This window comes from Acidobacteriota bacterium (assembly GCA_018268895.1).
Lineage (GTDB): Bacteria > Acidobacteriota > Terriglobia > Terriglobales > Acidobacteriaceae > Edaphobacter.
The window spans coordinates 1,282,971-1,308,072 of the sequence record JAFDVP010000001.1; the positions used below are offsets into that span (position 1 = coordinate 1,282,971).

General features: G+C 58.9%; 26 protein-coding genes. 16 read left to right on the forward strand and 10 right to left on the reverse strand.

Annotated features, from left to right (window positions below; translation table 11 throughout):
* Position 1: 1 nt before the first annotated feature.
* Complete coding sequence (locus tag JSS95_05555; GenBank protein MBS1799273.1) at positions 2–1,465, reverse strand: sigma-54-dependent Fis family transcriptional regulator; 1,464 nt, start codon at positions 1,463–1,465, stop codon at positions 2–4.
* 235 nt (positions 1,466–1,700) lie between these two features.
* Here JSS95_05555 and JSS95_05560 point away from each other — a divergent pair, with 235 nt between their 5' ends.
* Entirely contained in the window at positions 1,701–2,027 is a 327-nt protein-coding gene (locus JSS95_05560) for a sulfurtransferase (protein ID MBS1799274.1), read from the forward strand.
* Between the two features lie 96 nt (positions 2,028–2,123).
* Positions 2,124–3,443, forward strand: coding sequence for a PAS domain S-box protein (locus tag JSS95_05565; protein MBS1799275.1), 1,320 nt, complete (start codon positions 2,124–2,126; stop codon positions 3,441–3,443).
* Here JSS95_05565 and JSS95_05570 read toward each other — a convergent pair.
* Together JSS95_05570 and JSS95_05575 are read right to left on the reverse strand one after the other, a co-directional pair.
* Entirely contained in the window at positions 3,367–4,353 is a 987-nt protein-coding gene (locus tag JSS95_05570; GenBank protein ID MBS1799276.1) for a tyrosine-type recombinase/integrase, read from the reverse strand. The two genes, JSS95_05565 and JSS95_05570, sit on opposite strands and share 77 nt — an antisense overlap.
* 123 nt (positions 4,354–4,476) lie before the next feature.
* Positions 4,477–5,418, reverse strand: coding sequence for a tyrosine recombinase XerD (locus tag JSS95_05575; GenBank protein MBS1799277.1), 942 nt, complete (start codon positions 5,416–5,418; stop codon positions 4,477–4,479).
* A 285-nt stretch (positions 5,419–5,703) separates the two neighbouring features.
* Here JSS95_05575 and JSS95_05580 point away from each other — a divergent pair, with 285 nt between their 5' ends.
* From JSS95_05580 to JSS95_05630, 11 genes are all read left to right on the forward strand, one after another.
* Entirely contained in the window at positions 5,704–5,985 is a 282-nt protein-coding gene (locus tag JSS95_05580; protein ID MBS1799278.1) for a hypothetical protein, read from the forward strand.
* 128 nt (positions 5,986–6,113) lie between these two features.
* Positions 6,114–7,502 (forward strand): signal recognition particle protein, encoded by a 1,389-nt coding sequence (ffh, locus tag JSS95_05585; GenBank protein ID MBS1799279.1) that lies wholly within the window; start codon positions 6,114–6,116, stop codon positions 7,500–7,502.
* Positions 7,503–7,588: 86 nt separating this feature from the next.
* Positions 7,589–8,488 carry a hypothetical protein gene (locus JSS95_05590; GenBank protein MBS1799280.1) on the forward strand — a complete coding sequence of 300 codons (900 nt, stop codon included), beginning with the start codon at positions 7,589–7,591 and terminating at the stop codon, positions 8,486–8,488.
* Positions 8,488–8,811: a hypothetical protein gene (locus tag JSS95_05595; GenBank protein MBS1799281.1), complete on the forward strand. Its 324-nt coding sequence runs from the start codon at positions 8,488–8,490 to the stop codon at positions 8,809–8,811. Before JSS95_05590 ends, JSS95_05595 begins: the two co-directional genes overlap by 1 nt.
* A 310-nt stretch (positions 8,812–9,121) precedes the next feature.
* Positions 9,122–9,601 (forward strand): hypothetical protein, encoded by a 480-nt coding sequence (locus tag JSS95_05600; GenBank protein MBS1799282.1) that lies wholly within the window; start codon positions 9,122–9,124, stop codon positions 9,599–9,601.
* A gap of 469 nt (positions 9,602–10,070) precedes the next feature.
* Positions 10,071–10,502, forward strand: coding sequence for a hypothetical protein (locus JSS95_05605; GenBank protein ID MBS1799283.1), 432 nt, complete (start codon positions 10,071–10,073; stop codon positions 10,500–10,502).
* A gap of 85 nt (positions 10,503–10,587) precedes the next feature.
* Positions 10,588–10,986 (forward strand): hypothetical protein, encoded by a 399-nt coding sequence (locus JSS95_05610; GenBank protein MBS1799284.1) that lies wholly within the window; start codon positions 10,588–10,590, stop codon positions 10,984–10,986.
* A 241-nt stretch (positions 10,987–11,227) separates the two neighbouring features.
* Positions 11,228–11,935 (forward strand): phosphatase PAP2 family protein, encoded by a 708-nt coding sequence (locus tag JSS95_05615; protein ID MBS1799285.1) that lies wholly within the window; start codon positions 11,228–11,230, stop codon positions 11,933–11,935.
* Positions 11,936–12,027: 92 nt separating this feature from the next.
* Positions 12,028–12,402, forward strand: coding sequence for a group III truncated hemoglobin (locus tag JSS95_05620; GenBank protein MBS1799286.1), 375 nt, complete (start codon positions 12,028–12,030; stop codon positions 12,400–12,402).
* A 12-nt stretch (positions 12,403–12,414) separates the two neighbouring features.
* Positions 12,415–13,761, forward strand: coding sequence for an alpha-L-fucosidase (locus JSS95_05625; protein ID MBS1799287.1), 1,347 nt, complete (start codon positions 12,415–12,417; stop codon positions 13,759–13,761).
* A gap of 94 nt (positions 13,762–13,855) precedes the next feature.
* On the forward strand, positions 13,856–13,999 hold the full coding sequence (locus tag JSS95_05630; GenBank protein MBS1799288.1) for a DUF3309 family protein: 144 nt from the start codon (positions 13,856–13,858) through the stop codon (positions 13,997–13,999).
* Here the strand turns inward: JSS95_05630 and JSS95_05635 are convergent.
* The 3 genes from JSS95_05635 to JSS95_05645 form a co-directional block, all read right to left on the reverse strand.
* Positions 13,996–14,799 carry a J domain-containing protein gene (locus JSS95_05635; protein MBS1799289.1) on the reverse strand — a complete coding sequence of 268 codons (804 nt, stop codon included), beginning with the start codon at positions 14,797–14,799 and terminating at the stop codon, positions 13,996–13,998. The two genes, JSS95_05630 and JSS95_05635, sit on opposite strands and share 4 nt — an antisense overlap.
* A 41-nt stretch (positions 14,800–14,840) precedes the next feature.
* The gene (locus tag JSS95_05640) at positions 14,841–16,382 is read right to left on the reverse strand and encodes a DUF853 domain-containing protein (GenBank protein ID MBS1799290.1); all 1,542 of its coding nucleotides are present in this window, start codon (positions 16,380–16,382) and stop codon (positions 14,841–14,843) included.
* 72 nt (positions 16,383–16,454) lie between these two features.
* Complete coding sequence (locus JSS95_05645) at positions 16,455–17,006, reverse strand: GNAT family N-acetyltransferase (GenBank protein MBS1799291.1); 552 nt, start codon at positions 17,004–17,006, stop codon at positions 16,455–16,457.
* Between the two features lie 59 nt (positions 17,007–17,065).
* On the opposite strand from JSS95_05645, the gene JSS95_05650 reads away from it, so the two are divergent.
* The gene (locus JSS95_05650; GenBank protein MBS1799292.1) at positions 17,066–17,983 is read left to right on the forward strand and encodes a dienelactone hydrolase family protein; all 918 of its coding nucleotides are present in this window, start codon (positions 17,066–17,068) and stop codon (positions 17,981–17,983) included.
* Between the two features lie 25 nt (positions 17,984–18,008).
* Positions 18,009–18,731 carry an AhpC/TSA family protein gene (locus JSS95_05655; GenBank protein ID MBS1799293.1) on the forward strand — a complete coding sequence of 241 codons (723 nt, stop codon included), beginning with the start codon at positions 18,009–18,011 and terminating at the stop codon, positions 18,729–18,731.
* A gap of 186 nt (positions 18,732–18,917) precedes the next feature.
* Here the strand turns inward: JSS95_05655 and pgi are convergent, their stop codons facing one another.
* Entirely contained in the window at positions 18,918–20,552 is a 1,635-nt protein-coding gene (pgi, locus tag JSS95_05660) for a glucose-6-phosphate isomerase (GenBank protein ID MBS1799294.1), read from the reverse strand.
* 338 nt (positions 20,553–20,890) lie between these two features.
* Here pgi and JSS95_05665 point away from each other — a divergent pair, with 338 nt between their 5' ends.
* Positions 20,891–21,745, forward strand: coding sequence for a helix-turn-helix domain-containing protein (locus JSS95_05665; protein ID MBS1799295.1), 855 nt, complete (start codon positions 20,891–20,893; stop codon positions 21,743–21,745).
* A 23-nt stretch (positions 21,746–21,768) separates the two neighbouring features.
* On the opposite strand, the gene JSS95_05670 is transcribed toward JSS95_05665, so the two are convergent.
* The 3 genes from JSS95_05670 to galK form a co-directional block, all read right to left on the reverse strand.
* The gene (locus tag JSS95_05670) at positions 21,769–22,677 is read right to left on the reverse strand and encodes a class I mannose-6-phosphate isomerase (protein ID MBS1799296.1); all 909 of its coding nucleotides are present in this window, start codon (positions 22,675–22,677) and stop codon (positions 21,769–21,771) included.
* A gap of 206 nt (positions 22,678–22,883) precedes the next feature.
* A complete protein-coding gene (locus JSS95_05675) occupies positions 22,884–23,918 on the reverse strand; it encodes a UDP-glucose--hexose-1-phosphate uridylyltransferase (GenBank protein ID MBS1799297.1) in 1,035 nt (344 codons plus the stop codon).
* Positions 23,915–25,090 carry a galactokinase gene (gene galK, locus JSS95_05680; GenBank protein ID MBS1799298.1) on the reverse strand — a complete coding sequence of 392 codons (1,176 nt, stop codon included), beginning with the start codon at positions 25,088–25,090 and terminating at the stop codon, positions 23,915–23,917. The genes JSS95_05675 and galK overlap by 4 nt, the downstream gene beginning before the upstream one ends.
* Between the last annotated feature and the right edge of the window lie 12 nt (positions 25,091–25,102).

A 25,102-nucleotide genomic window follows, 5' to 3' on the forward strand; every position in this document is an offset into this window, starting at 1 on the left:
GCTAGTCCACCAGAGCAGAATTATTCGAGTATTCCTTTAACTTGTTCTGCAAAGTCTTTGAACTTATTCCAAGTATCTCCGCAGCCTTTGTCTTGTTATTGTGCGTCGACAGCAACGTCTTCAGAATAAGCTGGCGCTCAGCCTCGTCCACCGTCGTGCCAACCTCGACACGGACCGTGTTCTGGTCCTCCAGATACTTGTCCACCGCGCTCAAACGCACCGTCCCGCTGTCCGAGATGCTCTCCGGAACCGCAAACCGCCCGCTCTTCGTCAACACAGGAGCAAACCCCGGCTCGCCAAAATGAGGCGGCAGATGCTCCACGCTCAGCATTCCCGTCCCAGCCAGAATCGTGGCCCGCTCTATCGTGTTGCGAAGCTCGCGCACATTGCCCGGCCAGCTATAAGCCTCCATCCGCTTCAGCAGGGTGTCCTTCACTCCTGTCACCGAGCAGTTGTGACGCTCGTTCATGTCCGTGATCATCTTCTGCGCAATCGCGCCAATATCCTCCACATGCTCGCGCAGCGGCGGCATCTGGATATTGAACACATTCAACCGGTAGTACAGGTCGCCACGCAGTTCACCCGCGGCAACCGCAGCCTCCGGGTCTTTATTCGTTGCGGCGACTACACGCACATCCACCGGCGTTTCGACCTTGCTGCCAAGCCTGCGCAGCGTTCTGTTCTCCAGCACGCGCAACAGCTTCGCCTGCGTCGCGGCCGGCATCTCGCCAATCTCGTCCAGCAGCAGGGTTCCCTCCTCCGCCAGCTCAAAGCAGCCCGCCCTGCGCTCCAGCGCGCCCGTAAATGCGCCCTTCTCATGCCCGAAGATCTCGCTCTCGATCAGCGTCTCGGGAATCGCCGCGCAGTTCACCGCCACAAACGGCTTGTTGCGCCGCGAGCTCAGTTCGTGCAGCGCACGCGCCACAAGCTCCTTGCCCGTACCGCTCTCCCCGGTTACCAGAACGCTTACGTTTGAAGGCGCCACACGCTCAATCAGCGAGAAGATCTGCTTCATCTTCTGCGACGTGCCCACCAGCGGCCCCAGCATGCCCGTATCGCGCTGCTTGCGCTTCTTCGCCTCGAACTCCGTGTCCGCATCCGTGTCGTGTTGCAGGCTGGCGTTCTGTAGAATCGTCCGCAGCCGCATCGGGTCAACCGGCTTCGGCACATAGTCGTAAGCGCCGATACGCATCGCCTCCACCGCCGACTCGATCGACCCCTGCGCCGTCATCATCACCACCGCAATCCGCTCCGGCAGCTCGCCGATGCGCCGCAGAAGCTCCATGCCATCCATCCGGGGCATCTTCAGGTCCGTCACCACAATGGCAGGCTTCCACGAGGACACCTTCTCCAGCCCCTCAGCCCCATCCGCTGCGCCTTCAGCCCGGTATCCCCAGCTCTCGATCAGCTCGGTCAGCCCCGTGCGCGCATGGATCTCATCTTCGACGATTAAAACTCTTTCCAAACCTGTCCCTGCTTTCCTGTCATCTTTTGGGACCACCTTGAGCCGGATGTCCAATTGGATGCTTCAAACTTAAAGTGTATCGCCCGGAGCGCCTCAATAGATACCCCCTGGGACGCCTCCCAATCACCCCACAAAAACGCGAAATCCCCTGTTTTTCGTCCCGATTCCCATGGCATCGCATGGCAAGTCGACCGGTCGCCCTCCCCCGGCACCATCTCCAAGTTATTCTTATCTCATGCTGGAACCCGAAATCACCGCAGAGGCGTATGCCGAGCTCCGCAAACAGGACAAAGCTCCCCTCTTATTAGACGTCCGCGAGCCATGGGAGGCTCACGCCGCCAGCCTCCCCGAGGCCAAATTGATGCCCATGGGCGATGTCCCCTCCCGCTCCCACCAGGAACTCGACCCCGACCAGCCCATCGTCGTCCTCTGCCATCACGGCATGAGGTCGCTCTCCGTCACCATGTGGCTGCGCAATCAGGGCTTCGACCACGTCCAATCCCTCGCCGGAGGAATCGATCGTTGGTCCCGCTTCATCGACCCCGCAGTTCCTCGCTACTGAATCGCCTCGTCCTCCTCCCCCCAAAACCTCTATTTCCACCTCCATCTAGCCTTTACGCAGAAACCTGCATCCTAAAGACAGAAGCGGGGGCGGGCAGTGACACATAGGCAACCATCGAAGGCCGGGCAACGGAAACCTGGTTCTTCTCGAAAAACAGCCGGTGGCAAAGGCAAGAAACTCCGCGAGGAGCACGTCCCTTCACCGCGGCTGCTGCCAAAGCGGCATCACAAGACTGACGATAGCTCCGCCCTTCTTTCCTCCATCGTCGAAAGCTCCGACGACGCCATCGTCAGTTGTACTCTCGACGGCAAAATCACCAGTTGGAACGCCGGAGCAGAAAAGATATTCGGCTACTCCGCTGTCGAGGCCATCGGGCGACCCACCTCGGTCCTCACCTCCGCCACGGCAAAAGACGACGCCGCAAACGTCCTTCGCAAGATCCGTCTCGGCCAGCGCGTCGACCACTACGAGACCTGGCGTCGCCATAAAGACTCCTCCGACATCTTCGTCTCTCTCACGGTCTCTCCCGTATACGACTCCTCCGGCAAAATCGTCGGCGCCTCAAAGATCGCTCGCGACATCACCGCCTCGCATCACGCTGAACAGGCACTTCGCAACGCCGACAAACTCGCCCTCGCCGGACGCATGTCCGCCAGCATCGCCCACGAGATCAACAATCCTCTCGAGGCCATCACCAACCTGCTCTTCCTCCTCCAGCAGGAACCAATCTCCGAACCGGGACGCGCCTATCTCCAACTCGCCCAGAGCGAGCTCACTCGCGTCACCCGCATCGTCTCGCAGACCCTCAGTTTCTTCCGCACTGCAACCCAACCTGCATTCGAGGACCTGGCAACCGCCGCAGAGAACGCCCTCGCACTCCACGCCGGAAGACTGCTCCTCTCCAATGTCTCTGTTGAAACCGCCTACCTCGCTGCCTCGCCCCTGCTCTGCCATCCGGGTGAAATGCGGCAGATCCTGGCAAACCTCATCGGCAACGCGCTCGACGCCATGGCGTCGAAAGGCCGTCTGGTCCTCCGTATTCGTCCGGCAACAAGCACAACATCCGGCACTCAGGGAATCAGGCTCACCGTCGCCGACACCGGCTCGGGAATGACACAGGCAACCCAGAGCCGTCTCTTCGATCCCTTCTACACTACAAAAGGATCGGCCGGCACAGGCCTCGGTCTTTGGGTCACCCGGCAGATCGTTCAGAACCACAAAGGGCGCATCTCCGTGCGGAGCAGCCAGTCTCCCGCCCACAGTGGCACTGTCTTCTCTATCTTCTTTCCCTATCTCGCGGCAGTTCCCGCGCAGACCGGCCTACAGCCTGACCCATGCTCTATTTCGCCCGGGGATGAGTCTCGTCATACACACGCTGCACTTGACCAACCGTCAGTTGCGTATAACGCTGCGTAGTCGACAGACGTTCGTGCCCCAGCATCTCCTGGATCGCGCGCAGGTCCGCCCCCTCCTCCAGCATGTGCGTCCCAAACGCATGACGCAGCGTGTGCGGATGAACGTCCGCCGCCAGTCCCCGGCTGAGAGCAATGGCCTTCACGATCCTTCCCACGCTCCGCGTCGTCAGCCTGCAATCTCCCCTCATGCGGAGGTTCGTCAGCAACGGCCCGCCGTGCACCTTCGCTCCTTTACCCGCTGTGATCAGCCGGGCCTCGCGTGCCGGAAGATACTCCCGCAATGCGATCGCCGCTTCATCGCCCAGGGGAACAAGCCTCTCCTTCTTCCCTTTGCCGCGAACCAGAATCGCATCGTCTCCCCACTTCACGCTGTCCACGTTCAGCCCTACCAGCTCCGAGTTGCGAATCCCGCAGCCATACAGCAGCTCAAAGATCACACGGTCGCGCTCCGGCCACGCCACCGCACCCACATCTTCCGCAGATAGCTTCTTCGCCTTTGTTCGGGTACCAGGCTTTTCAAGCGAATTGAGCACGCGGTTCACCTCCTCCGCGCTCGGTACACGCGGAAGGTGCTTCGGCAGCTTCGGCGTGCTCACCAGCAGCGCAGGGTTCTGCTCCACCACACCCTCCTTCGCCATCCACTTGAACCAGCTCCGCACTGCTGCCAGCGCCCGCGCCGCGCTCGCCTTCGTCAGCCCGCGCTGATAGAGCACCCCCAGATACGCTCGAATATGCAGGTGCTCGACAGTCTTTACCTTGGCGTCCTTGCCCAGCAGCTCTTCCAGATAGGCGGTGAAGTTACGCACCTCCCGCGCATACGCCCGCACCGTATGCTCCGACGCTCCACGCTCGTTCGCCAGCATCGAAAGAAAACGCTCCGCCAACCTCGCAAACTCACTCACCTGTTCCATCGTTATCTCATCATCCTGAACGAAGTGAAGGATCCCTGTATCTCGTTGTTGCTGCGCTTAGCCGCAAAACCGGGTGCCCATATCTGGCGAAGCCGGATGTAGCCTTCGCGCCAAACACGGTGTTCACCCCGCATTCGCCCGTCGTCGCCCCCGCGGATGATGCATCCGATGCACCTGCTTCAGCCGCCCCAGCGCCACATGCGTATACACCTGCGTCGTCGCAATGTCCGCATGACCAAGCAGTGTCTGTACGCTTCTCAGGTCCGCGCCATGCTCCACCATGTGCGTCGCGCAGCTATGCCGCAGCTTGTGAGGACTCGCTTTCGTCCCGGTCGGAGAAGCCGCCCGCACCATCTCCCAAACCCACTGCCGCGTCAGAGGCTTGCCCCTCACACTCAGAAACAACGCCCGCTGCATCGCCCCGTTCACCAGCTCCGGTCTTCCCAGCTTCAAATACATCTCCAGCGCCTCGACCGCCGCACGCCCCAGAGGAACAATGCGCTCCTTGTCCCCTTTGCCTCGAACCAGCGCGCGGCCGGCATCGAGATTCAAGTCCTCGACATGCAGTCCGCATATCTCCGAAACCCGCAGACCCCCTGCGTAAAGCAGCTCGAGAATCGCATGGTCGCGCAGCGATAACCCATCCGCATCCGCCGCACGGGCCGCCGTTCCCGTCCGGTCCAGCATCACCGTCACATCGCTCTCCGCAAGGCTCTTCGGCAGAATCTTCCAGCTCGACGGCGACTCCACATTCACCGTGGGATCATGCGTAATCTTCTTGTCCATCAGCAGCCAGCGATAGAACCCGCGTAGCGCGCTCAGCTTCCGCGCAATCGACCGCGACTCCACCCCATGCCCGCGCAGCCCCTCCATAAATCCGCTCACATCCGCCTGCCGCGCTCCCACCAACAGACCATCGCGCCCCTCAACATGCTCCGCAAACTGCTCAATATCGCGCCGGTATGCCTCGCACGTCGCTGGACGCATTCCCTTCTCCACACGCAGATACGTCACATACTCGCGCACAATCCGTACGTTCCCCGTACTCTCGCCCTGTTCCTGCATGACCTCATTATCGTTGCGCGGACACACACCAACGCCGCACAGACTACGCCCCGTACCCACCTAGCTACGAACCCTCCCACGCACCCCTCGCAAATCTTTCGCAACAAGCGTGTGAATCTGAAATGCGTCTTCGGAAAGCAACCGGGGTGTCATCCTGAGCGATGCTTGGCGCGCTCTTGCGCCAAACATCGCCGCATCCTGGCCAAACGCTCCGGGCGCGACGACGCATCCATCTTGATGACTTACCATGATGCTCTCTCTAACTCATCCCGCGTGAGGTTACTCATGACGCCCATCGACCCCTGGCTCGCACTCGGAGTAGCCGCCTCCACCGCCGCCACCGACGCCGTCTACGTCCTGTTCAACGCCGCCGTCTCCTCGCGCCGCCGCATCCCGGCCGCCACCTGGAGCAGCATCTGGTATCTCCTCTCCGCCTTCGCCGTCATCAGCTACACCCACCACTGGCTCTACGTCGTCTTCGCCGCCGCAGGCTCCTGGATCGGAGCCTATCTCTCCATGACCTTCCTCTCCCGCGACAAACCTCTCACCGGCCCCCGCACAACATAGTCGAAACTTTCTCCTGTCCCGCGAAGATCGGGCGCCCCATCTTCGCAACGGCTTTATCGCCGCTAAGGCAGGACATTCGCGCAAAGCGCGGACCGGCTCAATCGCCACTGGTAAACTGGAAGGCAGTCATGTTCGAGAATCTTTCCGATAAGCTCCAGCGCTCCTTCAAAAACCTCCGCGGCCAGGGAACCATCACCGACGAGAACGTCTCCGACGCCCTCCGCGAGATTCGCATCGCCCTCATCGAGTCCGACGTGAACCTCGCCGTCGTCGACCAGATCATCGAGCACATCCGCACTCGCGCCATGGGCTCGCTCGTCGCCACTGCCCTCTCCCCCACCGAGCAGCTCGTCAAGATCGTCCACGACGAGCTCGTCAACATCCTCGGCAAGGACACCGCGCGCTTCCAGAAGGCCTCGCAGCCGCCCTCCGTCATCCTCATGGCCGGCTTGCAGGGCTCCGGTAAAACCACCACCTCCGCCAAGCTCGCCCAGTGGCTCAAGAAGGCCGGCCACCGCCCCATGCTCGTCTCCGTCGACGTCTACCGCCCCGCCGCCCGCGAGCAGCTAAAGGTCGTCGCCCAGTCCATCAACGCGCAGCTCTACGAAGGCAAACTCGACCCCTCAACCACACACGGCACCGACGACGTCCTCCGTCTCGCCCGCGAAGCCAAACGCGAGGCCGCCAACTTCGGCTGCGACATGCTCATCGTCGACACCGCCGGCCGCCTCGGCATCGACCAGGCCCTCATGGACGAGATGGCGCAGCTCAAAAAGCTCCTCTCCCCCTCCGAGATCCTCTTCGTCGCCGACGCCATGACCGGCCAGGACGCAGTCAACTCCGCCAAGGCCTTCAACGACCGCCTCGCCATCACCGGAGCCATCCTCACCAAGATGGACGGCGACGCCCGCGGCGGCGCTGCCCTCTCCATCCGCAACATCACCGGCCAGCCCATCAAGTTCCTCGGCACCGGCGAAAAGCCCGACGCCTTCGAGCCCTTCCACCCCGACCGCATCGTCTCCCGCATCATGGGCCACGGCGACATCGCCACCCTGCTCGAGCGCGCCGAATCCACCCTCGACAAGGGCAAGGCCGAAGCCTTCGCCAAGAAGGCCCTCACCGGCGACGGCTTCACCCTCGAGGACTTCCGCGACCAGCTCCGTCAGATCAAAAAGATGGGCTCCATGAAGTCCATCCTCAAGATGCTCCCCTCCGTCGGCCCCTTCGCCGGAATGTCGCAGGCCATCGACAACGTCGACGAAGGCCAGTTCACCCGCGTCGAATCCATCATCAACTCGATGACGAAGAAAGAACGCGCCGACCACGAGATCATCAATGGCAACCGGCGCAAACGCATCGCCCGTGGCTCCGGAACCACCGTCCAGGACGTCAACAACCTCCTACGCCAATACGCCCAGATGCGAAAGGTCTTCAAAACCATGGGCTCAGGCGGAGGCATCAAGGCCCAGCAAAGAATGATGAGCCAGATGCAGGGACGCCAAAAGTTCGGGCGGTAAGGTTCAATAATATATTTGTTTTCAGGTAACTCTGCTTGTAGACTCCGGATCATCCACTGCAGTTATGTGTACGTTTTGGAGTCGCCTTGGCTGAGCTCAGAATTAGTTCTTTCGAAAACGAATTCGTCCTCTATTTCGAAACGCCTGAATCTCGAATAAATGCATATGCACTAGCTTCTACACTAGTATCCTTAGCCGACGCTGCTAAGGCAGCCGGAAGAAGCCTCAATAGTGCTGTTGATATTGAGATTGTTGTTGAAGCAATTCAATCTGGAAGCTTTAAAGCGAAGATTGCAGCACTCGCACGCGAATCAGGAATCTTCACTAAACAGCAGCTAATTGCAGGCTTCACAAGCATAGTATTTGGCGTGCTCGGAAATTACATCTATGATCACACTCTTGCGAAGAAGGGTGATGTTCAGGTTGTTGTCAATACAGACGAAGTGATTGTTACGCAGGGTGACACGAAGATCATCGTCCCGCGAGAAATTCACGATGCGACTCAGGTAGTAGCTCAGAATCCTGTATTCACAAGAGCAATCGACCAAATGCTTGCAAGCATAACGCTCGACGATAGAGTTACTGCTTTTGGTTTCGCAAAAGACCTAAATGCTGCTCCTGATCTTTTGATACCAAGAGAGCTACTTGCAATCCGTGACAATTTCTTAGAAGAACAAGCCAAAACGAGAGTGGTGGAAGAAAACTGCAACCTTTACATAGTCAAAGCGATTATGGAACGAAGCAAAAGAAAGTGGGAATTTAAATGGCATGGCATAACCATTTCAGCTCCTATAAAAGATCCAAACTTCTACGACGATTTCGCAAAACACAATTTCACAATTGCACCAGGTGATGAATTTCAAGTTCGGTTAGCAATTCATCAGAAAAAGGACGATATCTCGGGAATCTATACAAACACGAGCTACGAGATACTCGAAGTTTATAGACACATATCACGGCCTAGACCACAGGCATTGCCAATGTAATGGGCCTAGACATCGTAGAACTCGTCATGCGCGCCGAAGAAGTCTTCAACATCACCATCGAAGATTCCGACGCAGAACAACTCCGCACCGTAGGCGACCTCTACGAACTAGTCTGCAAGCTCCTCAACGTCTCCCCCACACCCAACCCCGCAACACCCGCCACCATCCACAAGCCCCCACCCCGCAAATACTCCTCACTCAAGACCTACACCGCCGACGACATCTGGATCATGCTAGTCGCCATCATCCACGACCAGCTCCAGGTCGATGTCAGCGACATCCGCTACAACGCCAGGTTCCAGAACGACCTCGGTGCGGACTAAACCACCTAATCGGGTGCCCCATTCATGCCGAAGGCATGGGTGGGATCATTCGAGCAAAGCTCGAACCGCCTTGCTTAAGGGCACGGCTTCAGCCGTGCCGCAACCGCGCCTCGAACGAGGCGCTACCGCTCTGCCGAAGGCCGTCGCGAAGCCCGAAGGGCGAAACGACTGACCTATTCGCAAGCGCATCCCGGCCAGCCCTACGACGATAGTTGGGCCGTCATCTGCCTGTGTGCTTTTCGGATCGAAGCTGATAATGTGATATGCGGCTTCCACTCCTGCAACGCGGTAGCGCCCCGGGGGAGATACTATGACCCGACGCTTTATCCTTTCGGCCTTCGGATCTGTCTTGGTGCTGGCCTTCACCGTGGCGCATGCAGCGCCCCCTGATGATCCCGTCCTGGGGACCTGGAAGCTGAACACCGACAAGTCGAAATTCACTCCCGGCCCAGGATGGCAGAGCCAGATTCGAACATACCAAGCCACTCCGGCAGGCGCTTCGGTCAGCTGGACCGGAGTCGATGCGAATGGCGAGAAGATGCAGGTGAGTTACACGTATAAATATGATGGGCGCGATTATCCGATGACCGGTTCGGCAAGCTACGACACGTTGAATGCCATTCGGATCGACGCATGGACGGTCAGATCGGAGGAAAAACGAGACAACAAAATCGTGGGCATTGCCGTGCGCACTGTCTCACGAGACGGAAAAGTTCTGACCATCACTGACGAAGGCACCAACCGAAAAGGCATGGCATTCTCGCAAGTGTTGGTGTTCGACCGACAGTGATCGTATTCGGCCTCGGAACAAACAACGGACGGGTGGCCCATGCATCAAAATCTCACTACACACTGGGTGCCCCAATCATGACGCAGTCTCATCGCGGCATGATTGGGGCATTCGACTGAAGCTCGAAACCGACACCCGCACAAAATCTGTCAAGCCCGATCGTGTGCAAATTCTTCAGCATTCATCCCGCAAATGAAATAAATCAAAACTACTTACCACTCCAAGAAAATTCTCCACAAAAGCGCCTGTTTACCACCCTCAAATCCCTACAATAGAAATAGCTAACGAGAAAGCCCCGGCATTCCGCCGGGGTTTTCTCGTTAGCTCCACAAACCATCTGCTTTGAAGATTTTGCACGCACCAACACCAGATTTCCTGGATTTTCAGGGTTTGGCAAAAGAACTGCGCCCGTGGTCCAGATCTAACTTATCTATTTTGAATATTTTGCATAAAAACAGGAGGGGTACCCATGCTCAATGAAGCCATGCACAACAACGACAAGCCGACGAATCTCTACCAATGCCACCACATCTTCCCCGACGACACCCGCTGCGGCAGCCCACGCATGCGCGACGAGCAGTTCTGCTACCACCACCACGACTCACGCCGTCCCGTCGTCCGTCCCCACAACCGTATCGCCCGTCGCAGCACCTTCTCCCTCTTCACACCCACCAGCCAGAACGCCCTGCTGGAGTCACTCGGAGAAGTTATGACCCGCATCGCCGCCAACGACATCGATCCCCGACGTGCCGGCCTGCTCCTCTACGCCCTCCAGCTCGCCTCCACCAACCTGCGCTCCGCCCGCCAGTCCAACGAGCCCGAGTTGACGCTCCACCCAGACTTCTTCAACGAACCGATGCCCGAGCCCCGAGCCCCCCTTCCAAAGAGCACATGCAGCTAACAAAGAATCCTTCCCCACCTGTCCCTCTAAAGGCCTACAATTCCTCACTCCCCCGGGCCACAATTCCAATCTCCTGAGAACCGTCATGCTCGGAAAACACCTCGGCACCGTCAAAGGCAAGCGGCTCGTCCGCCGCGTCCTCACCGTCACCCCGCCAACCGCAGAAGTCTCCTTCGAAGACTCCGGCGACATCCTCGGCGTCCACGTCACCGGCATGGGGACGTACACCTCCGCCGTCCGCGCCGACGGCTCCATCTTTGGCACAGGACAAGGCATGAGCCTCACCGACAACGGCGAGGCCGTCACCTGGACCGGCTCCGGCCTCGGCAAGTTCGGCCCCGGAGGCTCCGTCAGCTATCGCGGCATGCTCTTCTTCCAGACCACCTCCACCCAGCTCGCCGCACTCAACAACACCTGCGCCGCCTTCGAGTACGAGGTCGACCCCTCCGGCAACACCACCTCCAACATGTGGGAGTGGAAGTAGACGCCGAGCATCCTACATCGAGAATCCAACTATCAATCGGGTGCCCTACATCTGACTGCCTCCACCGCCAGATGTGGGACATTCGAGCAAAGCTCAAACCACCTCAAACAACCCCACCTAAACCCTCTACTCCAAAAGAGTTAGTTTTCCAAGAAGAAAGAGGTGGTACGCTCCCATAAATAGGAGCGTTACAACGGCGCTTCAAGCCGATCAAATTTCGCGAACATCCCCAAGGCCCGGCATGAACCCGTTCGACATAAGCATCATTCACTTCCTGAATCAGTTTGCACAAAGATCACAGACCTTCGACTCCTTCAACAATCTGCTCTCCGCCAGTCATGTGTCGACGGCCGCCCCCGTTGTAGCCATCCTCTGGTGGGGCTGGTTCCGTAACAAAGGAGAGAACAACCGGGACCGGCGAATCGTGATCTCCACCGTCGTCTTGTGTACAGCGTCCATCTTCGTCGCAAGAGTTCTCGCCATCTCTCTTCCTTATCGCGAACGTCCGTTGCGGAACCCCCTCCTGCATTTCCGCGTCCCCATCGGCGGGAGCCCGGACTTCCTCATGCGATGGAGCGCCTTCCCCAGCGACCACGCAGTATTCCTCTTCTGCCTGGCTACCTCTGTCTTCTTCCTTTCGCGCAGGTTGGGAATCGCAGTCTTTTGCTATGCGTTCATCCTTGGCGGATCGCGTGTCTACCTCGGTATCCACTATCCAACCGATATTCTGGTGGGCGCCCTGCTGGGAACCGGCATCGCCAGTCTCAGCTTGATCGAGCCTCTAAGAAATTACCTCAGTTCCAAACCGATACGTTGGGCCGAAAAATCGCCCACCTCCTTCTATCCCTGCTTCTATCTCATCACCTTCTTGTTTGGAACGATGTTCGACTCTCTCCGCGAAGTTGCGCTCGAGATCTGGCACGCAAGCTACCGCTTCCTTCATCACTAAGCCGATGCACGACGGCCCATAAACGAAAGCCCTGGCGGATCAGATATGGGGGTCATTCGGTGCGGACGCCCGGTCGGTTCTAAAATGTCTTCATGAGCACGAAGATCACCGAACCCGAGATATCCATCCTCGTCGAAACCTTCTATAACAAGGTCCGCCGCGATCCCGACATCGGGCCCATCTTCAACGCCATCGTCGACGACTGGACCTATCACCTCGCCCTCCTCAAGGACTTCTGGTCCACGGTGCTGCTCACCACCGGCCGCTACAAAGGCGACCCCATGATGAAGCACCTTCAGCTCCCGCTCGACCACGAGCACTTCGAGCGCTGGTTGTCTCTCTTCGCCGAGACAGCCAACGAGGTCCTCACACCGGAGCACGCCGCCGAGGTCATCGATAAATCGCACCGCATCGCCCAGAACTTCAAGGCAGGCATCGCCTACGTGCAGCAACGATCGGCGCAATAATCGGAAGTCTCCATGCTCAAATCAATCACAGCCATCCTCTGCACCGCCTTCTTCGCCGCAGCACAGGCCCAAAGCTTCCCCGACATTAAACCCTCGCCCGCGCAGATCGCCTGGCAGGATCTCGAGATCGGCGTCATCATCCACTTCTCCACCAACACCTTCCTCAACCGCGAATGGGGCGACGGAACCGCTTCACCCTCCACATTCAACCCAACTAACGTCGACACCGACCAGTGGATGCAAGCCGCCAAAGCAGGCGGAGCGAAGTACGCCGTCCTTGTCGCCAAACATCACGACGGCTTCGCCCTCTTCCCCAGCGCGCATACGGGCTACTCAGTGAAAGCCAGCCCCTGGCTCAACGGGAAGGGCGACCTCGTCCGCTTCGCCTCCAACTCCGCGCACAAGGCCGGACTAGGCTTCGGTGTCTACCTCTCGCCCTGGGACCGTCATGATCCGCGCTACGCCGACCCTGTTGCCTACGACAAGTACTACCTCTCGCAACTCACAGAACTTGCCACCCACTACGGCCCGCTCACCGAGTTCTGGCTCGACGGCGCAGGCTCCGCCGGCCGCACCTACGACTTCGACAAGATCGTCCAGGAGCTTCGTACCTATCAGCCCAACACCCTCGTCTTCGCCGACGTCGCGCTCTACAAAAACGCAGACATCCGCTGGGTCGGCTCCGAGGACGGCACCGTACCTTACGAAAACTGGAACGTCATCGACCGCACCGGCTACCTCCGCTGGCGCCCGATCGAAGCAGACACCCCGCTTCGTAAACTGCACTGGTTCTGGCATCCCAACGACGAGGCCTCCCTGCTCACTGTCGATGAATTGTTGAATATCTACACAAAGACAGTAGGCCGGGGCGCGCAACTTATGCTCGGGCTCGCCCCCGACAACGCCGGGCGCCTTCCTGAATCCGACGCCACACGCCTCCGCGAGTTTGGCGAAGCCGTTCAGCGCATCTACGGAAACGACAAAAACCTCGCCGTCAAAACGCCGCACACACTCAATGAAGCATCTGCATCAGCCGCCGTCGACAACGACCCTGCAACCTTCTGGTCCGCTCCAGCGCGTCACGCCACGCTTGAGCTTCGCTTCGGCAAGCCAATCACCTTCGACCGCGCGCTCACCATGGAGTGGCTCAACGAAGGACAGCACGTCGAAGAGTACAGCATCGAGGCTTGGCAGAACGGCGCATGGAAGACGATCGCCCACGCACAGGCGATCGGGCACAAGAAAATTGACTTATTCTCCCCGATAACCGCGCAGCGAGTGCGCCTCAATCTGCTGTCTACTGCTGGATCAGCGGCAATTCGAGAGTTCCAGCTCTTCAACGGAACGACAACCAGATAGAGAACTTACGATCAAAGATCGATAACCCTCCGGCACACGAGACGGAATCTGCATCGTATCTCTTTAGCAAAATCTCCAGGGAGACGACTAAGACATGATCCTCCTCATCATCGTACTTATTCTATTGTTTGGCTTAGGCGGATACCGCATGGGACCTGGGCTGGGATACTACGGAGGAGGAGGACTCAGCCTTATCCTCACCATAGTCCTGATTCTGCTTCTGCTTAAAGTTATTTAGGGTCTGGGAGTTTCTACGAGAAGCTTCATCATTCTCATCAAGCAACGATTATAGGCCGCAGTCCCATCACGGCTCTTCGTCTTCTTGCAGGCCGATTGAATTCCCGATCGGTCCTCGGCGCTCAGCGACGACATATCAGGCGCAGCATTGCCCAATTGAGCGCTGACACATTCCTGATACTTAGCCGGATCCTGTTGTTCCTTCTCACGTTGGCAGACTGATTCCACGCGTTCTGCCTCTGCATCTGTTAGCTGGCGAACACGGAATGAAGGTGTAACGGCTCGATGAGGAGGATTTGTCTTGCCCGGGGAAACATGCAACTCAGTACGGGGTGAAGCATCAGTGCCGCTGTTGCCTTTGCTCATTGGTTCCTGACTCTGCGTCTCTGGAATCACTTGAGGCTCCGCCACCGTTTTCGATCTGAAATGAAGTGCCATCACCACAACCAATACAACAATTGCCGCACAACACCCGGCAACCGTCCAGCCAACTGTAATTCGCTTCAAACCCATAACATCGTGACGCCCGCCTTTTGCTGACCGCATGTCAGAACTTCGGTATGCCTTGGCGGCTTTCGCACTGGATGAATAAACACCTACCGGCCCCGGATGCGACTGCAACACTCGATAGGCATCATTAATCTGTTGGAGCTTCTCCTCAGCCTTGCGACGCAATCGCACGTCGTTCCCGAAGCGATCAGGATGCCAGACCTTCACAAGATCTCGATAAGCCTCTTTTATCTCTGTGGCAGCTGCACCAGCCTCCAGCCCCAAAGCTTCAAGTGCATCATCTGGCAGCACACAATACTCCTCTGAATCAGATCGGTTTTGCCGAACTGAATCTATCGTCGTGACGAGCCGCCAAGCAACGATCCCAGTACGCCACGGATAATCTGCCGTCCGACGGTGCTTCCCATCGTGCGTGCAGCGCTCTTCACCATCGCCTGCACAACTGTGTCGCCACGCCGAGACCCACCACCGCCCAGCACTCCGCCCAACGCTGTACCAGCGGCCTCAAGGCTGCCCAACCAGCCAGACCCCGAGCCTCCTTGCGGCGCAGTTCCAGCTCCCGCACCGCTCGCCGCTGGAGCATTCGGTGCGCTGCCGGCTTCTATTTTGCCCTTCAGCTTCTCGTAAGCCGACTCACGATCAACGGCCGTCTCATACACGCCCGCAACCAGGGAGCTCCTGATAATTGCCGCTCGCTGCTCGGGCGTAATCGGCCCAATCTGGCTGTGCGGCGAGCACACCATCGCGCGTTCGACGACGCCAGGAATTCCCTTCGCATCGAGAAACGAAACCAGCGCCTCGCCGACTCCCATCTGCGTGATGACCTCTTCGACGTCGAGCTTCGGGTTCTCGCGGAAGGTCTGCGCCGCCGCCTTCACTGCCTTCTGGTCTTTCGGCGAAAACGCGCGCAGCGCATGTTGCACACGATTCCCAAGCTGTCCCAGCACAGTGTCCGGCACATCGATCGGATTCTGCGTCACAAAAAAAACGCCGACGCCTTTGGATCGAATCAGGCGGACAACCTGCTCAATCCGCGATTGCAGCACCGGCGGCAGATCGTTGAACAGCAGGTGCGCTTCATCGAAGAAGAAGACCAGCTTCGGCTTCTCCTGGTCGCCGACCTCGGGCAGCTTTTCAAAAAGCTCACTCATCAGCCAGAGCAGAAACGTCGCATACAATTGCGGCGATTGAAGCAACTTGTCCGCTGCAAGTATATTCACCACTCCCTTGCCGCTGGAGTCGGTCTGCAACAGGTCTTCGATATTCAGTGCAGGCTCACCGAAGAACTGATCTCCCCCCTGCTGACCCAGCGTCACAAGCCCGCGCTGAATCGCGCCGATACTCGCTGCAGAGATATTGCCATAACTCGTCTGATACTCCTTCGCGTGTTCAGAGACATGCAGCAGCATCGCCTGCAGGTCCTTCATGTCCAGCAACAACAGCCCGTTGTCGTCTGCGATCTTGAAGACAAGCGTCAACACGCCGGTTTGCGTGTCGTTCAGATTCAGAATGCGGCTGAACAGCAGCGGCCCCATTTCGCTCACCGTCGACCGCACCGGATGTCCTTCCTTACCGAAGACGTCCCAGAAGACCACCGGGCAGCCGGCAAACTGCACCTCGCCGAGTCCCAGCGATCTCACGCGCTCATCGAACTTCGGCGAGCTCTTCCCCGGCTGGCTAATCCCTGACAGATCGCCCTTCACATCCGCCGCAAACACCGGCACTCCGATGGAGCTTAGCGCCTCGGCCATCACCTGCAACGTCACGGTTTTGCCGGTTCCCGTTGCCCCGGCCACCAGCCCATGGCGGTTCGACATCCCCGGCAGCAGATACAACTCGTCGCTGCCCTTTGCAATCATCGGCATCTCAACCATCTCGCGCATATCCTCCGGAACAAATACTTCAGCACCTTTCACCATATCGCATCTGTCTGCGCCTCTCGCCTTTCAAGGCGACGAGCCGAGATCCTTCACCATCCGCACAACTTCGATCTCTTCGCCGTCGCCGACTGGCACCTTCACTCGTCCGGCTTCGCTGTATCCCTTCAGCGAGTACAACGCCACGCCCGTCAGCGTACTTCCCATCTCGAAGCGCCGAAATCCTGCCGCCACGGCCGCATTCTCCGCGGCCTCAAGGAGCAGGCTCCCCAGCCCCCTGCGCGCAAACTTTGGATGAACAAAGATCGCCCGCACCTTCGCCGCATCCACTGCCGGGTCCAGCAACTCTGGTTCGATCGCCTCCACCTGGCTGTCGCCGCCATAGAGAGTCCGGCGCTTCGACCAGCCGCCACATCCGGCAATCTCGCCATCCCCATCCACGGCAACGAAATACGTCTTGTCGGCGATTAATCGGCTGTCGATGGTGAACACCGTCTTCAACGCAGAATCGATCTGCGCCGCAGAATAATCCCCCGCCTGCAGCCCGCGCACCGACGCATCGATAAGTCTGCCTATCGCCTTTACGTCCGCCTCCGTCGCTACCCTGATGGAAAAATTCATGCCTTTCAGTTTATGGAATGCCTTGCTCATGCCACCTCGAACGCCTTACACTTTCGCCCATGCGCCGACATACGCTCTTCCTGCTGCCCGCCCTTCTGCTGCTTGCAACCTTCCCTCTGGCCGCTCAGCAATGGGCGAAATCGAAGCTCGATGCCTCACCACGCCACCGCGAGTACGTCACGCTCAAGCACGGCGACCGCAGCCTGCAGGCCTTCGTCGTCTACCCCGAGGTCAGCAGGAAGGTCCCCGTCGTCATCCTCATCCATGAGATCTTCGGCCTCTCAGACTGGGCCAAGGAGATGGCCGACGAGATCGCCGCCGCCGGCTACATCGTCGTCGCCCCCGACCTGCTCTCCGGAGCCGGCCCCAATGGCGGCAACTCCGACTCCTTCACCAGCATGGATGCCACAACGAAGGCTGTCTCCGGCCTCAACGCCGATCAGGTCAACGCCGACCTCGATGCCGCAGCCGACTACGCGAAGAAGATTCCTGCCTCCAATGGCACCTTCGTCACAGCAGGCTTCTGCTGGGGCGGAGGCAAATCTTTTGCCTTCGCCACGCACCGCAAGGACCTCGCCTCAGCATTTGTCTTCTACGGCCCACCCCCTGCGGAGTTCACCACCATCACAGCGCCCGTCTATGGTTTTTACGCCGGTAACGACGCCCGCATCGGAGCCACCATTCCAGCGACGATCGAAGGCATGAAGGCCGCAGGCAAGAAGTACGACCCTGTCACCTATGACGGAGCAGGACACGGCTTTATGCGCGCAGGCGAAGATCCGGGCAACACCAACCCAGCCAACAAGACCGCACGCGACCAGGCCTTCGAGCGGCTGACCACATTGCTCAAGGCTCTCCCCTCCAAACGCAGCTCCGTCCGGCCGCTCTACATGCCCGTACAGGCTTCGCAAAAAGCGAAGGTCGCCAAGCCGGAGGTCTCTTGCCACTCTGATAACGCAGCATCCGCCTCAATGTAACCGTGCCGCTTCACTGTCTTGTTTCATGAGCGGCTGCGATAATAAATCCGTGGCCGCTTCCATCAACAAATCGCTCAACGTCTCGCTACAGGACCAGCTCGACCGCATCACGCAGAACACCCGAGCGCTCGTCCAGCCTGAGCGGCTCGAATTCTCAGAGCGCACGATCGCCGCGCTCTTCTCCACCGGCATCGAAGACCGCATCCTCAAGGTTGGCGACCATGCCCCTTCGTTCGCGTTGCAGGACACCCGCACGGGCAAGCCAGTCAACTCCCTCGATCTTCTAGCGCTCGGCCCTCTCATCGTCAGCTTCTTTCGTGGACGCTGGTGTCCCTACTGCGTTACGGAACTCGAGACCTGGCGCGACCTTCACGCTGAAGTTCGCAGCCGTGGCGCGCTCTTCGTCGCCATCTCACCGCAGAACGCCCGCCAGAATGCCTTCACCATCGAGCAGCACGGTCTGCCCTTCCCGCTGCTCGCCGATCCCGGCTGCGAGGTCGCCGCGAAGTTCGGCCTGGCCTACAGCGTCACGCCGGAGCAACGCCGCTACTTTCAGTCCATCCTCGTCAACATTCCCTACAACAACGCCGGCCTCAACTACCAGACGGCCACCGAAGCCAGTTGGCAGCTCCCGCTGCCCGGAGTCTTCGTCATCAACCGCGACAACACCATCGCCTTCGCCCAGGCACACGCCGACCACCGCGTCCGCCCCGAACCCGCCGACGTCCTCGCCGCCCTAAAAAGCTAGATTTGATTTCCTTTGCTGCGACTCTTAAATCGAGTCGCCATTCTGAGCGCAGGCGAAGATCCCCGCATTTTCTCGTGACGCCACGGGACTTCGCTTTGAAAGCACACTGCCAATCGAATCCTATACGGCCCTCAAGAAGAAAACCCCGCTGACCGGTGTTTTTCTCCTTGTATTCACGTGAATCGCTCACTTGTTCCTGCGATACCGCTTGATCAGGTTTGTCGTCGACGAGTCATGTTCCAGCTTCGGCTCGTCCCTGCTCTCCAACTCAGCCAGGATCTTCGTTGCCAGCACCTTGCCCAACTCCACGCCCCACTGGTCGAACGAGTCGATATTCCAGATCACACCTTGCGTGAACACAGCGTGCTCATACAAGGCAATCAACTTACCCAGCACTGCGGGCGTCAACTCCTTCGCCAGGATCGTGTTCGAAGGGCGGTTGCCCTCGAAGACGCGATGCGGAACAAGCCAGTCGGGAGTTCCCTCCGCCTTCACCTGCTCAGCCGTCTTGCCAAAGGCCAGCGCTTCAGCCTGGGCGAAGACATTCGCCATCAGCATGTCGTGATGACGGCCCAATGGATTCAGCGTCTTCTCAAAGCCGATGAAGTCGCAAGGAATCAGCCGCGTTCCCTGGTGAATGAGCTGATAGAACGAGTGCTGACCGTTCGTGCCCGGTTCGCCCCAGTAGATCGCTCCAGTCTGATAGTTCACCTCCGTGCCTTCCAACGTAACGTGCTTGCCGTTCGACTCCATCGTCAACTGCTGCAGGTACGCCGGAAACCGCTTCAGATACTGTTCGTACGGGAGCACAGCCTGCGTCTGCGCATCGAAGAACTCCGTGTACCAGATTCCCAGCAGCCCCAGCAGCACCGGCAGGTTCTTCTCAGGCGGCGTCGTGCGAAAGTGCACGTCCATCGCGTGGAACCCCGCCAGCATCTCACGAAACCGCTCCGGCCCGATCGCAATCATCGTCGAAAGTCCGATCGCCGAGTCCATCGAGTAGCGGCCGCCCACCCAGTCCCAGAAGCCGAACATGTTCGCCGTGTCGATGCCGAACTTCGCGACCTCCTTCGCGTTGGTGGAGATGGCAACGAAGTGCTTCGCCACCGCCTTCTCATCGCCCAGCTTCTTGAGCGACCAGTCGCGCGCCGAGTGCGCATTCGTCATCGTCTCCTGCGTCGTAAACGTCTTCGACGCGACAAGGAACAATGTCTCTTCAGGATTAAGATCCTGCACTGCTTCAACAAAATCCGTGCCATCGACGTTGGAGACAAAGCGGAACGTCAGGTCGCGCTGCGAGTAGTGCTTCAGCGCCTCGTATGCCATCACTGGCCCAAGGTCCGAACCTCCAATCCCGATGTTCACCACGTTTTTGATCCGCTTGCCCGTGTGTCCCTTCCACTCGCCCGAGCGGACCCGGTCCGCAAACGCGGCCATCTTATCCAGCACCTCATGCACGCCGGGAACGACATCTTCACCGTCAACGAAAATCTTCTCCGACTTCGGAGCACGCAGGGCCACATGCAGCACAGCGCGGTTCTCGGTGATATTGATCTTCTCTCCCGTGAACATCGCCTCTGTTCGCGCACGCAGCCCGGACTCCTTCGCCAGGGCAACCAGCAGCTTCAGCGTCTCGTCCGTCACCCGATTCTTCGAGTAATCGAGAAAGATCCCCTCCGCCTCCGCCGTCAGCCGCTCGCCACGATCAGCATCCTGCGCGAAAAGGTCTCGCAGATGAGTGCCGCGAACCTGCTCTGCATGGGCCTTCAGGTCCTTCCAGGCTGCGCGTTCGGTCAGAGATACAGTCTTTGTTGCCGTCATACGCTCACTTCTCCTTTAGTGATCCGATCCACCAGGTCTGCATCGTGCGTTTTGTCTTAGGTTTTACCGCCGAGTCTCACTCCAGTGTAGAGCGGAAGTCCCCGGACCTGCTTACACATCGCTCCTCCGCAATGGATCGGCACCAGGATCGCCGCTGCAATGACTAGCCACTGCAACCCCACCCCGTCACGGTCAATCCGCCGCTAAACATGTCTGTTCGATAAACGAACGAGCCATACAAAACACTTGCACATCCTTTATTCGTGCGTTTATCGTAATCTGCATCCGACTATCGCCCTCACCTTTGTGCCGCCCGATAGCCGCCAGGAAAGGGACACATGATTAACGCTTCTACTTCGGATACCTCAGCCCTGCCAAAGGCACAGCCCTCCACGGCAGCGAAACCCACTCCAGCCGCCTCGCTCGACGTTTTTGCCGGCGATCCCAATTTCATGACCTCGCTTGCTCGAGGCCTGGTCGTCATCCAGGCGTTTACCCAGCAGAACCCGCAGATGACGATCTCGCAGCTCAGTGTACGCACTGGCCTTTCCCGCGCTGCCGTTCGTCGCTGTCTTTACACGCTCACCAAGCTCGGCTTTGCCGGTGCAGAGGACGGCTCGCGTTACTCCCTCCGGCCGCGGATGCTCACGCTCTCGCACACCTACACCGCATCGAACACTCTCTCTTCGGCAGCGCAGCCCATCCTCGAACGGATGTCCGCGACGCTGCGCGAGTCCTTCTCCGTTGCTACCCTCGATGGCGACGATATCGTCTACGTCGCGCGTACCACTGTCAATCGCGTTATGGCGGTCGATCTCCACATCGGAAGCCGCCTGCCCGCCTACTGCACCAGCATGGGCCGCATCCTGCTCGCCTATCTGCCGCCCGACCAGCTTGAGGCCTACCTCACCCGCGTCGCTCTTACTCCATTCACCACCCGCACCGTTACCTCAATCGAGAAGCTCCGCATGCTCCTTCGCACGACGCGCCGTAACGGCTATGCTCTCTGCGATCAGGAGTACGAGGTGGGCCTGCGCTCCCTTGCGGTCCCCGTGCTTGCGCCCAATGGACGCGCTGTAGCCACTATTAACCTCAGCGGCAGCGCGCCACGACTCTCCACCCTTGAGATGCAGACGCGGTTCCTGCCCTATCTGCGGAATGCAGCCAACGAACTCGCCGTCTTCCTTCGCTAGAACGAAGACGGCCGAGTCCCGGCCTATCCTGCCTGTGGAGGCGCCACACACCGCACAAAAGCGGCATCACCCTCAGCCTCGACAATCACCTGACCGACCCCTGCCGGAATCACAACCGCTTTGCCTGGTTCAAGCTCTACCTCTTCGCCCGGCGTAATCACTGCGACCGTGCCCTTCAGCCCCACCAGGCATCCCGGCCCTGTCATCACAATCAAACGCTCCTCGGCTTTATCGAGATCGAAGCGGTCAACCGTGAAGTACTTCTTCTCGATCAGCCGCGTAAATCCGTCCATCTCCCTCGGAGCAACCTTGCCTGCATCCGTTTTCCGACGAATCACCTTCAGCCCCTGCTCCAGGTGCAGCTCGCGCGGACGGCCGTAATCATACAGCCGGTACGTGATGTCGCTCGTCTGCTGCGTCTCCAGCAGCACCACGCCGGGCTCGATCGCGTGCACGGTACCGGCATCCACAAACAACATGTCGCCCACCGATACCGGAACCTTCTCCACCAGCGATTCCATCGTGTTATCGGCAACAGAAGCCGCCAGCATCCCGGCATCCACGCCCGGCTTCAGCCCGAGCATCACCGTCGCGCCCGGCTCTGCCTCTAGAACATACCAGCACTCCGTCTTGCCGCGGACTCCACCAGCAGCCTGCGCCTGCCCATCGTCGGGATGCACCTGCACCGAAAGCTTCTCGTTCGGAAACAGCAGCTTCACCAGCAGTGGAAACTCGCCACCAAGAGCGTCAGTCAGCGACTCCAGCGTCTTCCCTTCCAGCTCGCCCTCTTCCACAACGCACTGCGGCCCGGTCAGCCACGCCTCCCCCACCAGCTCCTTCGTTCCGGTCTCGGAGTACCACGGCTTCAGGCTCTTCCTTCCCCACGGTCTCTCACTAAACCATGGCTTCAAACGAAATGGCGCAACACTCATTCGTACTCCCCTCCTCTGCTAAATCCTCGTACCATCCTGGCGAAGCGTAGGGCCTGCCTGGCTGAGCATAGCGCCCCCAAACGTTGTCATCCTGAACCAAAGCAGCCGAATGATCGTATTTTCCACCTCATCAATTTCCTCCTATCGGCCAAATTCTCCCTATCTTTGTATAAATGGAACTTTACGGAATTTGGTTCGGAGGATAACTAATTCCGTGCGGCCTGACGCAATGTCTCTGCCGCCGACTCCGCCGTGATGTCCCTCTGTGGCGAACCCAGAAGCTCAAAGCCCACCATGAACTTCCGCACCGTGGCCGAACGCAGCAGCGGCGGATAAAAGTGCAGGTGAAAGTGCCACTCCTCGTGCTCTGCGCCATCGAAAGGTCGCGGGTGCAGCCCCATCGAGTAAGGGAACGGTGTGTCGAAGACCTTGTCGTAGGTTGACGTCACTGTCTTCAACATCGCGGCCAGATCGACTCGCTCGACCTCGGTCATCGCGGCAAGATCTGCGACATGGCGCAGAGGAAGAATCATTACCTCAAACGGCCACACCGCCCAGAAAGGAACCAGTGCGGCAAAGCTCGCGTTGGTAGCGATCACGCGCTCACCGAGCCTGGTTTCCATCTCGCGATAGGCACACAACAGACAGCAGCCATGCTCCGCAAGATATGCCGTTTGCGCCGCCTGCTCAACCACAGCTTCATTCGGGACCGAACGGCTGGCCCATATCTGACCATGCGGGTGCGGATTGCTTGCACCCATCATCGCGCCACGGTTCTCGAAGACCTGCACATAGCGGATGCCTTCGCGCGCGCCCAACTCCTGCGTCTGCACATCCCAAAGGTCCACGACTTTGCGAATGTCGCCGACATCCATCTTCGCCAAGGTCAAATCGTGCCGTGGCGAAAAACAGATGACGCGACAGACGCCGCTCTCGCCCTCAGCGACCAGCAACCCCTTGCCGCCTTCATTGTCATGAAATCGCGGAGCGTCGGGCTTGAGCGCAGCATAGTCGTTCTCAAAGACATAGGTGCTCGCGTAGTCGTCCGTGCGCACCCCGCCCGCTCGCATATTTCCCGGGCACAGATAGCACTCCGGATCGTAGCTCTTTGCTGCTGGCTGAACCAGCTTCTCCACCTGCCCCTGCCAGGGACGCTGCGTACGGTGCGGCGAAACCAGCACCCATTCGCGCTTCAGCGGATTGAACCTGCGATGAGGATTCTGCTGCGCCAGTGGGTTCACGCTGCACCCGCCTTCTCAAACAGCGCCAAAGCGCCGTCCGAAGGTGAAGAAACAAAGCAATCGGCTTTGATTCCTACGGCAAGCTCGTAGTCGCGCTTGACCTGCTCCACAAACGTCGCTGCAGACTCAGTCTTCACCACATTCACCGTGCATCCACCAAAGCCGCCGCCGGTAATCCTCGCGCCAAAACATCCCTGCTGACGACGCGCAATCTCAACCAGTGAATCGACCTCAGAGCAGCTTGCAGCAAAATCGTCGCGCATGCTCGCGTGTGCCTCGATCATCAACTCGCCAAATCGGTTCATATCCCCTGCAAGCAGAGCCTCGCGGGCCGCCATAACACGCGCATTCTCGGTAATGATGTGCCTGCACCTGGCATAACTTTCAGCGCTCATCTTTCCGCGACAGGCATCGAGATCTGCAACCGCTGCATCGCGCAGCAACTCGATTCCCGGTCGCTCGCGCCGCAGAACCTCCTGACCTGCTTCCACCTCATCGCGGCGATTGCCGTAGTCTCCGGTTGCTACCGAATGCTTTACCATCGAATTGGCAATCACAACACGAACGCTGGAAGGCAGCGGGAGCAGCTCATACTCCAGCGAACGACAGTCCAGCATCATTGCGCGATGCTCAACGCCGCCAGCGACGATAAACTGGTCCATAATTCCGCACTTCGCCCCGACATACTCGTTTTCCGCCGCACGGCAAAGCGGCGCAAGCTCTTCAAGCGGAAGTCTCATCTTCATCTGAGACAGTATGGCGATTGCGACGGCAACTTCAACCGAAGCCGAGGAACTGAGTCCGGCTCCAAGCGGAACATCCCCATCAAGACTCATATTGAATCCGCTAGGACCGATACCTGCCTGCTTCAAACTCCACAGAACGCCAGCCGGATAATCGCTCCAACGCCCATCCGGCTCTTTCCCCAGAGAAGCGATATCAAACTCTCGCGCCTCTCCGTAGTTTGTCGAATAGAAGACGGCCTTACCGTCGCTGCGTGGGCTTATAGCAGCAACCGTGCGAAACCCGATCGCCATCGGCATAACCAGACCGCCCGTGTAGTCCGTATGCTCGCCAATCAGGTTTACGCGGGCTGGAGCTGAATACGTCTTTGCTTCTGAGCCAAACCGGTCAGCGTGTGCTGAGCGCACCTTCGCATCTACTGCTGTCATCCAGGGCACCAG

Bases quoted from the DNA above. Each gene is read 5' to 3' on its own strand.
- galK (MBS1799298.1), bottom strand. From the start codon at position 25,090: ATGACAGCAGTAGATGCGAAGGTGCGCTCAGCACACGCTGACCGGTTT.
- JSS95_05670 (MBS1799296.1), bottom strand. From the start codon at position 22,677: ATGAGTGTTGCGCCATTTCGTTTGAAGCCATGGTTTAGTGAGAGACCG.
- JSS95_05595 (MBS1799281.1), top strand. From the start codon at position 8,488: ATGGGCCTAGACATCGTAGAACTCGTCATGCGCGCCGAAGAAGTCTTC.
- JSS95_05575 (MBS1799277.1), bottom strand. From the start codon at position 5,418: ATGCAGGAACAGGGCGAGAGTACGGGGAACGTACGGATTGTGCGCGAG.
- pgi (MBS1799294.1), bottom strand. From the start codon at position 20,552: ATGACGGCAACAAAGACTGTATCTCTGACCGAACGCGCAGCCTGGAAG.
- JSS95_05600 (MBS1799282.1), top strand. From the start codon at position 9,122: ATGACCCGACGCTTTATCCTTTCGGCCTTCGGATCTGTCTTGGTGCTG.
- JSS95_05570 (MBS1799276.1), bottom strand. From the start codon at position 4,353: ATGGAACAGGTGAGTGAGTTTGCGAGGTTGGCGGAGCGTTTTCTTTCG.
- JSS95_05620 (MBS1799286.1), top strand. From the start codon at position 12,028: ATGAGCACGAAGATCACCGAACCCGAGATATCCATCCTCGTCGAAACC.
- JSS95_05605 (MBS1799283.1), top strand. From the start codon at position 10,071: ATGCTCAATGAAGCCATGCACAACAACGACAAGCCGACGAATCTCTAC.
- JSS95_05655 (MBS1799293.1), top strand. From the start codon at position 18,009: ATGAGCGGCTGCGATAATAAATCCGTGGCCGCTTCCATCAACAAATCG.
- JSS95_05630 (MBS1799288.1), top strand. From the start codon at position 13,856: ATGATCCTCCTCATCATCGTACTTATTCTATTGTTTGGCTTAGGCGGA.
- JSS95_05560 (MBS1799274.1), top strand. From the start codon at position 1,701: ATGCTGGAACCCGAAATCACCGCAGAGGCGTATGCCGAGCTCCGCAAA.
- JSS95_05645 (MBS1799291.1), bottom strand. From the start codon at position 17,006: ATGAATTTTTCCATCAGGGTAGCGACGGAGGCGGACGTAAAGGCGATA.
- JSS95_05650 (MBS1799292.1), top strand. From the start codon at position 17,066: ATGCGCCGACATACGCTCTTCCTGCTGCCCGCCCTTCTGCTGCTTGCA.
- JSS95_05610 (MBS1799284.1), top strand. From the start codon at position 10,588: ATGCTCGGAAAACACCTCGGCACCGTCAAAGGCAAGCGGCTCGTCCGC.
- JSS95_05580 (MBS1799278.1), top strand. From the start codon at position 5,704: ATGACGCCCATCGACCCCTGGCTCGCACTCGGAGTAGCCGCCTCCACC.
- JSS95_05665 (MBS1799295.1), top strand. From the start codon at position 20,891: ATGATTAACGCTTCTACTTCGGATACCTCAGCCCTGCCAAAGGCACAG.
- ffh (MBS1799279.1), top strand. From the start codon at position 6,114: ATGTTCGAGAATCTTTCCGATAAGCTCCAGCGCTCCTTCAAAAACCTC.
- JSS95_05625 (MBS1799287.1), top strand. From the start codon at position 12,415: ATGCTCAAATCAATCACAGCCATCCTCTGCACCGCCTTCTTCGCCGCA.
- JSS95_05640 (MBS1799290.1), bottom strand. From the start codon at position 16,382: ATGGTTGAGATGCCGATGATTGCAAAGGGCAGCGACGAGTTGTATCTG.
- JSS95_05615 (MBS1799285.1), top strand. From the start codon at position 11,228: ATGAACCCGTTCGACATAAGCATCATTCACTTCCTGAATCAGTTTGCA.